This window comes from Haloferula rosea, from assembly GCF_016595525.1.
Classification (GTDB): Bacteria; Verrucomicrobiota; Verrucomicrobiia; order Verrucomicrobiales; family Akkermansiaceae; genus Haloferula; species Haloferula rosea.
In genome coordinates this window covers 205,969-219,206 of sequence record NZ_JAENII010000006.1, presented here as the reverse complement: position 1 = coordinate 219,206, position 13,238 = coordinate 205,969, and the positions used below count along the sequence as shown (strand labels likewise).

9 protein-coding genes are annotated in these 13,238 nt (G+C 61.8%); 6 read left to right on the top strand and 3 right to left on the bottom strand.

Annotated elements, in window-relative coordinates; all coding sequences use genetic code 11:
• Positions 1-15: 15 nt before the first annotated feature.
• Genes JIN81_RS09930 through JIN81_RS09915 form a run of 4 tightly spaced genes read left to right on the top strand, consistent with a single transcriptional unit; the run spans position 16 to position 5,147 of the window.
• Positions 16-864 carry an ABC transporter permease gene (locus JIN81_RS09930; RefSeq protein ID WP_200278788.1) on the top strand — a complete coding sequence of 283 codons (849 nt, stop codon included), beginning with the start codon at positions 16-18 and terminating at the stop codon, positions 862-864.
• A 20-nt stretch (positions 865-884) separates the two neighbouring features.
• A complete protein-coding gene (locus JIN81_RS09925) occupies positions 885-1,844 on the top strand; it encodes an ABC transporter ATP-binding protein (protein ID WP_200278787.1) in 960 nt (319 codons plus the stop codon).
• Positions 1,841-3,691 (top strand): AAA family ATPase, encoded by a 1,851-nt coding sequence (locus JIN81_RS09920; protein ID WP_200278786.1) that lies wholly within the window; start codon positions 1,841-1,843, stop codon positions 3,689-3,691. Before JIN81_RS09925 ends, JIN81_RS09920 begins: the two co-directional genes overlap by 4 nt.
• Before the next feature lie 22 nt (positions 3,692-3,713).
• Positions 3,714-5,147, top strand: coding sequence for a hypothetical protein (locus JIN81_RS09915; protein ID WP_200278785.1), 1,434 nt, complete (start codon positions 3,714-3,716; stop codon positions 5,145-5,147).
• Between the two features lie 6 nt (positions 5,148-5,153).
• On the opposite strand, the gene JIN81_RS09910 is transcribed toward JIN81_RS09915, so the two are convergent.
• The 3 genes from JIN81_RS09910 to JIN81_RS09900 all read right to left on the bottom strand — a co-directional run bounded on the left by JIN81_RS09910 (position 5,154) and on the right by JIN81_RS09900 (position 9,762).
• Positions 5,154-6,944 carry a Na/Pi cotransporter family protein gene (locus JIN81_RS09910; protein WP_200278784.1) on the bottom strand — a complete coding sequence of 597 codons (1,791 nt, stop codon included), beginning with the start codon at positions 6,942-6,944 and terminating at the stop codon, positions 5,154-5,156.
• Between the two features lie 139 nt (positions 6,945-7,083).
• Positions 7,084-8,883 (bottom strand): translation elongation factor 4, encoded by a 1,800-nt coding sequence (gene lepA / locus JIN81_RS09905; protein WP_200278783.1) that lies wholly within the window; start codon positions 8,881-8,883, stop codon positions 7,084-7,086.
• Between the two features lie 186 nt (positions 8,884-9,069).
• Positions 9,070-9,762, bottom strand: coding sequence for a hypothetical protein (locus JIN81_RS09900; protein ID WP_200278782.1), 693 nt, complete (start codon positions 9,760-9,762; stop codon positions 9,070-9,072).
• 124 nt (positions 9,763-9,886) lie between these two features.
• Between JIN81_RS09900 and JIN81_RS09895 the strand changes: the two genes are divergently transcribed.
• Positions 9,887-11,167 (top strand): serine/threonine-protein kinase, encoded by a 1,281-nt coding sequence (locus JIN81_RS09895; protein WP_234044647.1) that lies wholly within the window; start codon positions 9,887-9,889, stop codon positions 11,165-11,167.
• Positions 11,168-11,179: 12 nt separating this feature from the next.
• Positions 11,180-13,225 carry an ATP-dependent DNA helicase RecG gene (gene recG, locus JIN81_RS09890; protein WP_200278780.1) on the top strand — a complete coding sequence of 682 codons (2,046 nt, stop codon included), beginning with the start codon at positions 11,180-11,182 and terminating at the stop codon, positions 13,223-13,225.
• Positions 13,226-13,238 lie beyond the last annotated feature (13 nt).

Below are 13,238 nucleotides of genomic sequence, written 5' to 3'. Positions count from 1 at the left end.
ACTCTTCAAAACCCGATGACCTTCCTCCGCACCGATGCCAGGCTTCCATGGGCCGGCAAACTGATCCTGACCCTGCTTCCCGTGCTCGTCCTGTGCTTCGCCTACGTGAAGCGCTCATCCGAGCTCGCGGAAACCGATCGTGCCAAGTTGATGCCGACGGCGGGCAAGCTCGTCGATGCGGCCAAGAAGGTCGCGCTGCCCATCCCCGCCCCGGAGCGGGAAAGCGAGCGGCGCAAGGAACTCCGGCTCGAACGGCAGTTCATGCTCTACAAGGACACCGTTGCCAGCTTCAAGCGCATGGGTTGGGCCATGCTGGTGATTCTCATTGCCGTGCCCATCGGCGTGATGATGGGCAGCTATCCGTGGGCGGAATCGCTGGGCAAGACCATCATGGTTATCCTCAGCATGATCCCCGCGCTCGCGCTGCTCTCCATTCTTTTCCTCACCCTCGGCACGGGTGAAGTCGCCAAGGTCGGGCTGATCGTCCTCGGCGTCTTTCCGATGATCTGTCTGGACACCTACCTCCGTGCCAAGGCCCTGCCCCGCCAGCAGTTCTACAAGGCCCAGAGTCTCGGTGCCTGTGAGCTCGAGATGCCATGGCGCGTCGTCTTCCCCCAGATCTGGCCGGACGTCCTGAACACCATCCGTCTCAACCTTGGCGTGATGGCCGTGCTGATGATCGCGGGCGAGTCCATCTCCGCCGAATCCGGCATCGGCTACCGCATCTTCATCAAGTTCTACCGCACCACGGCGATGGATTCGACCATCGTCTACGTGATCTGGCTGACCTTGCTGATGTTCCTTCTCGATCTGGCAATCAGCCTCTGGATCAAACACCGCTACAAGTGGCTCTCCAGCCAGTGAACCCGACCTCCCCGACACCCATGAGTCAGAATTCCACTCCAGTCGTCGAGCTTCGCAACGTCGAGGTCACCTACCACTCGAAGCCCAAGCTCAAGTTTCAGGGAGGCCCCCGATTCCACCGCGATGCCGTCACGGTGTTCACCGGGCTGAACCTGAATATCCGCGAGGGTGAGTTCACCACCATCGTCGGCCCCAGTGGCTGCGGCAAATCCACCCTCTTCCGGCTGATCCTGGGGTCCCAATTCCCCACCGCGGGCGAGGCTTTCATCGACGGCAAACCGATCCGCCATGTCACCCCCAAGACCGGGATCGTCTATCAGCGCTACTCCCTCTTCCCGCACCTGACGGTGGCGAACAACATCGCGCTTGGTCCGCTGCTGCAACAGACCGGCCCCGCCGAGTCGCTCATCCGGAGCATCGGACCGCGCTACCGCCGGGTCCTCCGCGAGGCACGCGATGAAGCCTTCAGCCTTCTGGGAAGTGTCGGACTGAGTCAGGAGGATGGCGACAAGTACCCCCACGAGCTTTCCGGCGGCATGCAGCAACGGGTCGCCATCGCGCAGGCAACCATCATGAAACCCCGCGTGCTGCTGATGGACGAGCCTTTCGGTGCCCTCGATCACAGCACCCGCGAGGACATGCAGTTGTTCATCCTTGAGCAGGCCAAGCTCAACAAACTCACCGTGATCTTCGTGACGCACGATCTGGATGAGGCCTTGTTCCTCGGTAGCCGCATCATCGGGCTGTCCCAATACTGGCAGGCCGACACACCGCAGCAGAAGGTCGGCGCCAGGATTGTCACCGATCGCGACGTGACCGCTGCCCTCGGGGGCGCCTATCCCCGCCCGACCACCTCCATCGACACACCTGAGTTCCGGGCACTCCGGCGCAAGGTCCACGAGGACGTGCTCGACCCCGAGCGACTCCAACACATCGCCGAGTTCGATCACGATCACTCCGACAGCATCGGAACACCATGAGCACCAAGGAGAACCGAGAATCCCGGCCCGGCCCGACCCCGGCATTCATGAGGCAGCTTGTCGACGGGGTGAAGCACCGTGGGCGCCGCATCTTCTCGCTGACGGGTGACGTCATGGACTTGTTCCCGGACCGGGACGGACCAGGCTACTCGACCTTGGAAGAGCGCATCTGCCAGTCGTTCAGCTCGCGCTTCACCATGGTGCGCCTCGACCTTTCGCTCGGAGTCGGTTTCTACGAATCCCAGCAACGCCACGCCCTGTTCGAAGCCATCGGCTGGAGCCGCCGGGCCCTCCCGGGTGCCGGCAAGCCCTCGGTGGAATCACTCGGCGGACTGCTGGACTTCGGCTCCGAGATCGTCAGCAAGCACCTGCGTGGGAATTCGTCGGCGCCAGCCGCCCAACCGGTGGCGCCCAGTCCGGACCAACTGCTTGAGCGGACCAAACAACGTCCGGGTGCCGCCCTCGTCCTGCTCAGGGAACTCACCGAGATGGCACGCGAGGCAAGTGATCGGGGTGAGAACATCAAACCGGTGTGTACCATCGTCCGCTTGGCGGGCGCCTTCTTCCCGCCGGGGGATTTCGGAAAACTCTCGGAGCTCGACCGCAACCGGCTGGCCACCCTGCTCAGCTGGCTCAGTGATCCCGCCTATCAGGCCGGTGGCCACATCACGATTCTGATCGCCGACAACCGCTCGGAGCTGAACTCACGCATCCACTCGCTGCCCTCATCCCAGTCCATCGAGGTCGGCTTTCCCAACGACGCCACGCGCCGCCACTTCGTCGCCCGCAAGATCGCCACCTTCTCCGATCGGGAAGATTCGAGCGCCCCGACCTTCGAAACCAGCGAGGAGGACTTCGTCGAAGATGCCGCCGGTCTCGGGCTCAACGCCATTTCATCCCTGCTCGAGGAATCGGCCCGATCCGGAAAAGCCGTCACCCGGGCCGCCGTCAATGCCCTGCTCAACGAGATCCTCAAGTCGCAGCTCGATGGCGTGGTCACGATCAAGCGCCCCAGCCATGGCGACGCCGACCTCTGCGGCTACAAGGGCCCGCGCGAGGCGATCAAGCGGGTCTTTCGCGACTGCGAGGACCCCGAAACCGCCATTTCCGCCTTCGTCGTGTCGGGACCCAATGGCGTGGGCAAGACCTTCAATGTCGAGGCCCATGCCGCCGACTCCGGTCGCATCGTCATCGAGCTCTCCCAGATCCGCTCGTCCGACTTCGGTGGCACCGACCGCCTTTTCGAGATGGTCCGGCGCTACGTCGAGATCTACGGCAAGGTCGCCATTCTCGTCGATGAAGCGCACGCCGCATTCGGCAGCATCCATTCGGGTGAGACCCACGACACCGAAAAACGCCTGATGGCCAACATCATCAAGATGATGTCCGACAAGGGGCTCCTCTCGAAGGTCGTCTGGTGCCTGATGACCACCCGCCCCGATCTGTTGGACCCCGATGTCCTCAGCCGGGCTCCGAAGCAGATCCCCATCTTCGATCTCGAGGGCGGAGAACGCAGCGAGTTCTTCCGCGCCATGTTCGCCCACCGCGACATCGAGCTCGGGGATGCGGAACTCGCTGATGTGGTCGCCGCCACCGGTTGGTATTCGAACCGGGACCTCGACTTCCTGATCCGCGAAGTGAAGAGCGCCCGGCGCGACAAGCCGGACACCCTGGTCACTGAAGTCCTCGAAACCTGGTCCGCCTCCAAGGGCATCGTGTCCAAGCGAGCCGCCCAATCCCTCATTGCCGCCTCCACCAGCAGCTACCCGGCACTCGTGCCAGCGCGCTTCAAGACGCCGACCTTCGAAGACGACCTGCAGCGGGCAAAAGTGATGCTTTCGAGATGATGCCGCCACTCTTCCGGCTCCCATGAGACTGCCGAAACCCATCTGGCGGATCCTGCGGTCGAAGCGCTTCCATCGCGCTCTGATCGTCTCACCCTTCATCCTGATTCTCGGCCTGACCTGTTGGTACTGGCAGGTCAACCGCTGGGGAAATGCGAAGCTCGAGCACTCCCGAGCGAGGCTCGAGGAGTTCGGCATCCCGACCACCAACCGCGCCGTCGATGCCTACTATTCGACTTCCGGGGCTTGCCTGCTGACGCACCCCGATGTGCTGGCTCTCACTCCCACCGAATGCGACCCATTCCATGTCCTCTCCAAGGCCGGGTTTACCGATCCTGACTGGTGGGGTTTTTTCTCCGGCGATGCAACCCACCCGCCGGGCGACCTGAGATTCCTCGATCCCGCGGCGACGGACGGTGAACTCAGCCCGGAACGCGCGGGTGAGATCCTCGCCCGCTTCACTTCCACCGATCAGTCCATCCAAGGCATCGTGGAGGCCATGGCGGAGCCTTCCCTCGTGATCGATTCGACCACCCCCGATCACATGCCTCATTCCCAGTGGGCGGTCGTCCGGAACCTCAACAACTATCTCCTCCTCAGATCGGTGCTACGCGCCAAGGCAGGGAATCTTGATGCAGCGCTCGCCGACTTCAAAGCCGTCGTTGATTTCACCGGAAGGTGGCAGGACCAAAGCCACAGCGCGATGGACAGTGTCATGCTCTATGGCGTCATCCCCTACCTTGCAGACACGGCTCTGATCCTCGTCGGGCATTCGCAGAATCAACGTCACATTCTCGACACGGTTGACGAGGGCATGCATTCGATCGACCGCGTCGACAACCTCCTGCGTGGAGTGGAGTTCGAGATGGGTTTCTGGTTCTACCACCTCTTCAATGGTCACCAGAGTGCCACCACGCTCCCGGCGTCCGACATGGACTGGGACTTCAATTGGGACGATTCCTGGAAGAGATGGCAATCCACCCTGGACGATTGGTGGTGGCAGATCCGGCCCGTCGGTTACCTGAAGGCACAGATGGCCGAGGCCATCGACCTTCACCTCGATCCCCTTACCCGGACTCCCTCCGGAACCCTGCGCACCCACATCACGCAGGCCGACGTCCTCGACTTCGAAGCACAGCTTCAACGCACCGGTTCCTTGTCCAGGCATACGGGCATCCAGATCCACGCCAACATCATCGAAGCAGCCATCCAGAACCACGTGCAGATCCACTTCATCCGGCTGGCCATCGCCTGCGAACGTTACCGGGAAGCACACGGAAGATTCCCCGAAACGCTCGATCAGCTTGTGCCGGGAATCCTCCCACGGCCGCTCGAATCCCCGGTCATGGACCATCCCATGGAGATGACCCCATCACCGGACGGAGACCTCATCTTCACCGCCGAGAATCCGGACATGCCGGATGACTACGAGTTCCACTATCCTCCCACCGGCCACTGACCGGTCTCACACGTCCACAGGGGCCACGGATGCCGGTCCGCCCACCACTTCCGCACACTGGATGATGTTCAGGGCGTGATTCCCGACTGCTTCGAGGTGGTTGTTGATCTCCGTGAAGAGCATTTCCGTCTGGACGGCATCCCCCTGCTTCATGCGACGCACCGCCCGCTTGTTGTGCGCCTTGCGCAGACGGTCGATCTGGTCCTCGAGTTGGTTCGCCGTCTCAAGCATCTGCTTGTTCGCTGAGGTGAGGGATTGGCCACTCAAATCGAGGATGGCACGGACTTGCGAACAGATCTCGGTAAGCTCCACGTGCTGCTCCTCGGAGAAACTACGGCTCTTCTCATACTTCCGCTGCACGATCTTCACCAGGCGGTAGATCCGATCGCTGGCTTCCTCATACTCCGACACCACACGCAGCATCGAGGTGATGCGCTGGGCATTCTCCGAGCCGATCTCATGAGAAGAGCACTGGATCAAATACGCCGTGATGTCGTGAAGCAGTTCGTCACACTGGTCCTCGATCTCCTTCAGCGAGGCAACGGTCTCGGAGAGATCTTCATGGGGCTGGTTGAGCACGTGGACGAATCCATCATACATGCGCGAGGTCAGCTCGCTCATCCTCTGCGTGGCCTTCTCCGCCTCGGCGAGATTCACCTCACCCAGATCCACCAGACCCTGAGAAATGTACTTCAGGCGCGACTCTCCCGCGGTCGGGGAAGTGTCCCGCACCCACCACTCGACCAGTCGGGTGATGTGCGGCACGAACCACACCAGAAGGCAGATGTTGATGAAGTTGAATGAGGTGTGAAAAATGGCGGTCGCAAACGCGATCTCCGAGGTCTGGAAACCCTTTGATGCCGAACGAAGGCCCTCGGGCAAGTGCCCGGCGAGATTCCATGCCATCGCCGTGAAGGGAACAAAGGCGACCAGCATCCACAGCACCCCGATCACGTTGAAGGTGAAGTGGGCTCGTGCGGCGCGTTTGGCGTGGATATTGGCCCCCAGCGAAGCCAGCCACGCCGTAACCGTGGTGCCGATGTTCTCACCCAGCACGATCGCCGCCGAGTTCCGGAAGACCAGCATGGGATCCGAAAGGTCACCGAGCCAACCATTCAGCGCACAGGTGATGGTAATCGCCATCGCCGCCGAGGACGACTGGACCATCAGAGTCAGGATGATGCCTCCGAAGAGATAAAGGACGGTCGAGGCAAATCCCCGATCACCCATCCAGGTCACCACATTGCGGATGGCATCGGCGGTCCCTGGGTCGGTCTTCATCAGCTCCCGCAGGTCGGGCACGGAGTCCTTGAGCAGCCCCAGGCCGAAGAAAACGAGTCCGAAGCCCAACAGGGTCTCGCCCCAGCTCTTGGCCTTGTCCTTGCCAATGAAGACGAAGGGAAGACCCACGCCGATCAGCGGCAGCGCCACACTGGAGACACTGAACTTGCCGATCAGGGCGACAATCCAGGCCGTCACGGTGGTGCCGAGGTTCGCCCCCATGACCACGCCGATGGACTGAACCAGGGTCAGAAGCCCGGCATTCACGAACGAAACCACCAGCACCGTGGTCGCGGAGGAGGACTGGACCAGCGTGGTGGTCAGGAAGCCCGTCACGATCCCGCTGAATCGGTTGCTGGTGACGCCGGCCAATGCCTGCCTCATCCGTTTCCCGGCGACCCGCTGGACGCCTTCCGACATGATTTTCATGCCGAAAAGGAAGACCCCCAAGGCGCCTAGCACCTGCAGGATCCCAAAAACGACGGACGGTAGCGAGAGCGACGAAAGCAGCGTCATGGGTTGTGACGAAACCGTCACATTCAGAGCCACGCTGCCAGCAAAATCTCTGCCAATCGGGCACCACCCGACCGCCTCTACCAGCTCCAGCCCGATCAGGACTTGTACAAGCCCCTCAATCCGAGGCAGTCACCCGCATTCAGTCGCCGGATTTCAGCACCTTGATAAAGGCATCCTGTGGAATATTCACCTTCCCGAACGCCTTCATCTTCTCCTTACCCTTCTTCTGCTTCTCGAGCAGCTTGCGCTTCCGGGAAATGTCACCGCCGTAGCACTTGGCGGTCACGTTTTTCCGCATCGCGGAAATCCTCTCGGAGGCGATGATCTTGCCACCGATGCAGGCCTGGATGGCCACCACGAAGAGTTGCTGGGGAATGACCTCCTTCAGCCGCACGGCGAGCGCCCGACCGTAGGACTCCGCCTTGTCGCGGTGCACGATGGTCGAGAAGGCCTCCACCGGTTCTCCAGCGATCAGCATGTCCATCTTCACCATCTTCGCAGGCCGGTATCCGCAGTGCTCGTAGTCCATCGAGCCGTAGCCGCGAGTGACGGACTTCATGCGGTCGTTGAAATCGACCAGGATCTCGGAAAGCGGCAGCTCGCAGGTGAGCATAAGGCGGGTGTCGTCGATGGTCTCCGTATGGGTGAGCTCCCCCCGTTTCTCCATCACCAGCGCCATGATGTCGCCGATGAAGTCGCCCGGAATCATGATGAAGATCCGCACCATCGGCTCACGAATTTCCTGCAATTCCTGCTGCTCGGGAAGGAAGCTCGGGTTGTCCACGATCAGCTCTTCGCCGTTCGTTTTCGTGACTTCGTAAATCACCGACGGGTAGGTCGAGATCACGTCCATGTTGAACTCGCGCCGCAAGCGCTCCTGGATGATCTCCATGTGGAGAAGTCCGAGGAATCCACAGCGGAAACCAAAGCCCAGAGCCGTCGAGCTCTCGGACATGAATGTGAATGCCGCATCGTTGATCTGCAGCTTCGCCATCGCCATCTTCAGCCCCTCGTAGTCGGAGCTGTCGACCGGATAGATCCCCGAAAACACCATCGGCTGAATCTCCTTGTAGCCCGGCAGCGCCTCGGAGCACGAGTGCGTCGAATCCGTGACCGTATCACCGATCTTCGCCTCGTCGGCCGATTTCATGTTCGCGATCACGTAGCCCACGTCACCAGCCACCAACTCGTCCCGCTGGACCATCTTCGGGGTGAAGACACCGATCTCCTTCACCTCGTAGGTCTTGTTGGTGGCGAAAAGCTTGATCCGCTGGCGCTTGCGGATCGTGCCACTGAAGACGCGGACGTAGGAAATCACACCGCGGAAGGGGTCGTAAATCGAGTCGAAGACCGAGGCACGGAGGAGCTTGTCCTCGTTTTCCACCGGTGCCGGCACCCGCTGCACCACCGCTTCCAGGATGTCCTCGATGCCGATCCCGTTCTTCGCCGATGCCGGGATCGCCTCTTCGGCGGGAATGGCGAGGATGTCCTCAAGCTGCTGCTTGCACTTGTCGACGTCCGCCGCCGGTAGGTCGATCTTGTTGAGCACCGGGATGATGGTCAGGTTCTGATCCATCGCGAGGTGGAGGTTGGCCATCGTCTGGGCTTCCACCCCCTGTGCTGCATCCACCATCAGGATCGCCCCTTCGCAGGCGGCGAGCGATCGCGCGACCTCATAGGAAAAGTCCACGTGGCCGGGCGTATCAAGCAGGTTCAGGTTGTAGATTTTCCCGTCCTTCGCCTTGTACTTCATCGCCACCGGGTGGCTCTTGATCGTGATCCCCTTTTCGCGCTCCAGATCCATCGCGTCGAGCAGCTGATCCTGCTTCTGACGGTCGGAAATGGTCTGGGTGAATTCGAGCAAGCGATCCGACAAGGTCGTCTTGCCGTGGTCGATGTGCGCGATGATCGAAAAGTTGCGTGTGAGCTCGGTGGCCATGATGCGTGGGATCCGCGGAGGGAAGCTCCGCCGGGCGGCGGGATGGAAACCGCGAAAATGCCTAAAGGCACGTAAAAATTACCATCAAACCCCGCGAACGGCCTAAAACCGTGTTTGTTTTTGCGCACAAGGGCCACTGCCGCCTTCGCAGCAGTGGCCCATCCCTTACCGACTGAACCTCAATTGTCAGTCGAGAAGATCTTCGCGCAGCTCACGGCCGATTTCCTTCGCCTCCTCGAAGAGCTTTTCACGCTCCCGGGTGCTCAGGCCTCCGTCCTTCGCTTTTTCCTCGATTTCGGCCAGCTTGGCGACCTTGCGCTTGAGTCGGCTCGCCTCGCCATTCGACAGCCGTCCGGAACGCACGCCGAACTCGATCTGCTCTTCGAACCGATGCTGCACCCGGTTCAGGATCGGGCTGCGTTCGGAGCCCTCTTCCGCGGCTTTCAGCGCAGCATTGATGTCGTCGTTCAGCGTATCCAGCTCACCACGGATTTCCTCTTTCTGCTCGGAGGTCAACTCGCCTTGGGCACGCATCGACTTGCCCTTCGTGGTGATGTCCGTGTGGGTCATCTTGAAAGCAAGTCCGTCCTTCTCGGTGAGGGCGCCGTGATGAAGCAGACGCACGATGCGTTGATAGGTGCGGTTGAGATACTCGCCGAGGTTCTCCGGGCGCTTGTCCGTGGCTTCGGGATCCTGCTTCCACTTGTGCGTGTCGAGATGATCCAGCAGCGCTTCTTCCTTCATGGCCGCCCGTTCTTCCAGCGGTACGCCGCCTCGGATCTTTGCGGCTCCGCCCTTCCCTCGACCTTGGGCACCCGGAGGTGCAGCGAGAAGCGGAAGGCCGAGAACGGTGATGAGTAGGAGTGGAATGATTTTCATGGTCTTGTGGGGATGTTCAAAGTGGGAAACCCAACCCATGAGCAAAAGTTGCGTCGTGATGGCTCGCCGCGAATTCTCTTGCTGGCCATCGCCCGCCAAACGCTCTACGAATCTTCCTCGATTCGTGAACAGTCGCTACGAAATTCAGGATATCCTCGCACAAGATGCCAGCGGTGTGGTCTTCCGGGCCCATGACCGCGAGTCCGACTGCGATGTCGTCCTGAGACGCTTCTTCCCCTTCGGCGTGGACGGAGGCGGATTGGAAGAAGAAGAGCGCATTGCCTACGACATCGCCGTTCGCCGCCTGATGGAGGTCGAACACCCCGCTCTGCGCCGCGTGATGAATGGAGGCACGGACCCGGTCGACGGCATGCCATTCCTCGTCACCGAGTGGCACGAGGGCGAACCTCTCTCGGAGCGCCTCAAGATCCGCCCCCTCAGCCCTCCATCCGCGAAGGCACTGGCCGATCTGGCCCTGGAATGCTCCCAGATCCTCTCCGAAACCTTTCAGGAAGAGACCATCTGGATCGAAACCCACCCCCTCTCCATCATCCTCGGGGGTGCTGAATCCGACCGCAAGGTCACCTTCTGGATCTCTCCCCTTCGATGGCTCGGAAGCGCCGACGAACGCAGCGGGCTCCGGCCCATCGTCGACATGATTGAGGAAGTCACCGGCTGGAAGAACAGCGTCGTTCCGGATTCAGCGGGCGACGGGCTGGGCTGGTGGTTCAAGGCCCTGCGCAAGAATCCGGACCAATGGAGCCTCGAGCAGGCCCGAGTTGCCCTCCATGAAGGCCCTCCCTCGGCGACGCCCACCCCCACCCTGCAGGGAGTGCGCCCAGCCCCAGCGCCCAGTGGCCCTCAGACCATTCCGGCAAGCGGGCAACCCCTCCCATCGAAGAGTTCCACCACGATCTGGCCATGGATCGTCGCCGGCGTCCTCACCACCAGCGCCCTGGCCTTTGTCGGTTGGCAGGCCACCCGTGAGCGACAAGTCCCACCTCCGATTTCCATCGGCATGGACAAGGACGAGGCGGCCGAACCCACCCGGAAACTCAGCCCGGCAGAAGCAGCCTCCGCCCGGGCACTGGCTCTCGCCGAGGAAGCACAGTCTGCCGACGCCCCGGTCTCCCCGACCGTCGGCGAGCCTTTCACCGTCGAAGGTCCGATCAAGGTCGTGCGCCAATCTAGGTCGAAAAAGACCACCTATCTCATTTTTGAAGGAGCACCGCGGGACGGGATCATCGGTATCCGCCATCGCACCTCCATCAAAGCCGTCAAACTGCCGTGGCTGAAGCAATTCACCGGCGCCGAAATCCGGGTCACCGGCAAGGTCGTGAAGGAATCCGGCGGCCTCCTGATCGAGCTCAACCGCCCCGAACAGATCGAACGTCTGGGAGAATAGACCTGATCCACCGTGCTGCACGCCGACACCGAGCTCTCGACCGCGGACTTCCTCACCGGTAAGGAAACCCAGGCCCTCGCCGCCGTCGGCATCGGCAGCCCACGCCAGCTGCTCGACCACCTTCCGCGCCGCTACGAGGATCGTCGTAGATTTGACGCCTTTCCCGCCATGGCCGGCGGCACGGCCGTCTGCATCCGTGGTACTGTCATCGACACCCGCAACCGCTTCGGCCCCCGCGTCCGCTTCTACGAAGCCGTGGTGTCCGACACCTCCGGGAACCCCGCCATGGGGCCTTCCACACTGACCTGCCGCTGGTTCAACATGCCCTTCCTCAGCAAGGTGCTTGCTGCGGGACAGGAAGTCATCCTCCACGGCAAGCCGAAGGAATCCCAGGGCCGACTCGTCATCGACCATCCCGACTTCGAAGTCATCAAGGAGGACTCCGGACCCTCGATCCACCTCGAACGGATCGTCCCGATCTATCGCAACATCTCCGGCATCCCCCAGAGGCGTCTACGAGAAATCCAGTATTTGACGCTTCAGGCGGTCGATCCCGCCTCGCTGGCTCCCCCCTACGAAGTCGACCCCACCTATCCCGCCGCGGAGGCCTATCGCGAAGTCCATTTTCCCGAATCCATCGAACAGAGCGAGGCCGCGCGCAGGCGCTTCGCCCTCGAGGAATTCTTCGCGCTTCAGCTTCAGGTCGTCTGGCGTCGTGCCCGCCATCACGCCCGCGATGGACGCATCATGGGCAAGAAGACCGCCCTGCTCACCGAGTTCTACCACAAGCTCCCCTTCGACCTCACCGGTGCCCAGAAGCGTTCGATCAAGGAGATCATCGCCGACATGCGGCAACCCCACCCGATGAACCGGCTCCTCCAGGGTGACGTCGGATCCGGCAAGACCTTCGTGGCCATGGCCGCCATGCTCATGGCCGTGGATTCGGGCGCCCAGGCGGCCCTCATGGCCCCCACCCAGATTCTCGCCGAACAGCACTTCCTGACCTTCCAGAAATGGCTCGAGCCGCTCGGCGTCCGCGTCGCCCTGCGGACCGCCGACCGCCAGGAAGGAACCCACCTCGATCTCGAGGGTGACCCCCAGATCCTCATCGGCACCCATGCCCTGCTCTTCGATGACGCCCTGTTCTCCGATCTCGGACTGATCGTCATCGACGAGCAGCACAAATTCGGCGTGATGCAGCGCGGGCGTCTCATCGCGCAGGGAGTCACTCCCGATGTGCTGGTGATGACCGCCACCCCCATCCCCCGCACCTTGACCATGACCATCTATGGCGACCTCGATGTCTCCATCCTCGATGAGCGTCCCGCCGGTCGCGGGAAGATGATCACCGCCCTGCGGATGAAGCCGAAGCAGACCGACCTCAACCGCTTCGTGAAGGATCAACTCGCAGCCGGCCGACAGGCCTACCTCGTCTATCCTCTGGTCGAGGAAAGCGAATCCCTGAAGATCCAATCCGCCACCGAAGCGGTCGAGAAGTGGCGCAAACGCCTGAGCAAATACGAAGTCGGACTGCTCCACGGCAAACTCAGCCCGGAAGAGAAAGAGGACATCATGCGGCGTTTCCGGGCCCACGAGATCGATGTGCTCGTCGCCACCTCGGTGATCGAGGTCGGCGTCGATGTCCCGAATGCCAACCTCATGGTCATCCATCACGCCGAACGCTTCGGCCTGGCACAGCTCCACCAGCTACGAGGCAGGATCGGCCGCGGTGAGCACACCAGCTACTGCATCCTCATCAGCGACGGCAAGACCGAGGGAGCCGTCGACAAGCTGGGTGTGATGGAGAAGACCAGTGACGGTTTCCAGATCGCGGAAGAGGACCTGCGCCTCCGCGGTCCGGGTGACGTGCTCGGCACCATGCAGAGCGGCCTTGGCGACTTCCGCTTCCCCGACTTCCTCGCCGATACCGTCCTCCTCCGCGAAGCGCGTGCCCTCGCCGAACAAGTCCTCCAGGAAGATCCTGATCTGAGCCACAAGCATCGGGCCCTCGAAGCGCTGATCGAGAAGCAGCCCGCCCCCACGATCGACCGGGCCTGACCACCGACCGCCG

What these genes read in the sequence shown, in the direction of transcription:
- JIN81_RS09925 (WP_200278787.1), top strand. Translation starts at nt 885, where the DNA reads ATGAGTCAGAATTCCACTCCAGTCGTCGAGCTTCGCAACGTCGAGGTC.
- lepA (WP_200278783.1), bottom strand. Translation starts at nt 8,883, where the DNA reads ATGGCCACCGAGCTCACACGCAACTTTTCGATCATCGCGCACATCGAC.
- JIN81_RS09930 (WP_200278788.1), top strand. Translation starts at nt 16, where the DNA reads ATGACCTTCCTCCGCACCGATGCCAGGCTTCCATGGGCCGGCAAACTG.
- JIN81_RS09920 (WP_200278786.1), top strand. Translation starts at nt 1,841, where the DNA reads ATGAGCACCAAGGAGAACCGAGAATCCCGGCCCGGCCCGACCCCGGCA.
- JIN81_RS09915 (WP_200278785.1), top strand. Translation starts at nt 3,714, where the DNA reads ATGAGACTGCCGAAACCCATCTGGCGGATCCTGCGGTCGAAGCGCTTC.
- JIN81_RS09900 (WP_200278782.1), bottom strand. Translation starts at nt 9,762, where the DNA reads ATGAAAATCATTCCACTCCTACTCATCACCGTTCTCGGCCTTCCGCTT.
- JIN81_RS09910 (WP_200278784.1), bottom strand. Translation starts at nt 6,944, where the DNA reads ATGACGCTGCTTTCGTCGCTCTCGCTACCGTCCGTCGTTTTTGGGATC.